Below are 723 nucleotides of genomic sequence, written 5' to 3' on the forward strand. Positions count from 1 at the left end.
GATCTCGTCGACCGCCACTGGCGTCGGGCCGAGCGCCTCGATGACGCGGGCGCGGTCGCTTTCGCCGGGCGGTGGTGTGGCCGAGAAGTCGGGCGGCTCTTCGAACGGCGGCACGTCGGGCGCCTGCATGCCGGTCAGCGGAGCGATTGCCCGCGAAACGTCCGCTGCGTCGGTGACCAGGGTGGCGCCATCCTTGAGCAGGCCATTGGTGCCGGCGGCGCGTGGATCGAGCGGCGAGCCCGGCACGGCGAAGACCAGCCGGCCCATTTCGCCCGCAAGCCGGGCGCTGATCAGGGAGCCCGAGCGTTGCGCTGCCTCGACCACCACCAGCCCAAGGACCGCACCCGCGACAAGGCGGTTGCGGCGCGGAAAATCCTGGGCGCGCGGCTGCCAGCCGAACGGCATTTCCGAGATGATGGCGCCACGCTCGGCGATTTCCTCGCACAGGCCGGCATTTTCAGGCGGGTAAGGCAGGTCGAGACCGCCAGCCAGGACGCCGATCGTGCCGGTCGCCAGGCTGCCCTGATGCGCCGCCGTGTCGATGCCGCGCGCAAGGCCGGAGACGATTGCGTAGCCTTCGCGGCCGAGGTCGGCCGCCAGCATGCGTGCCATCTTGATGCCGGCCAGGGACGCGTTGCGTGCCCCAACGATGGCGACACCCGGCAGCCGAAAAACAGCTGCGTTGCCCTTTACCGCCAGCAACGGCGGCGGATGGTCCATGTT

At 70.4% G+C, this 723-nt stretch carries 1 protein-coding gene; it reads right to left on the reverse strand.

Annotated features, from left to right (window positions below):
* The coding region (locus tag EN750_RS37430; protein ID WP_145968333.1) for a DNA-processing protein DprA at positions 1-723 on the reverse strand (723 nt) is incomplete at both ends.

It is taken from the genome of Mesorhizobium sp. M7A.F.Ca.ET.027.03.2.1, assembly GCF_003999175.1.
In the GTDB taxonomy this organism is placed as follows: domain Bacteria; phylum Pseudomonadota; class Alphaproteobacteria; order Rhizobiales; family Rhizobiaceae; genus Mesorhizobium.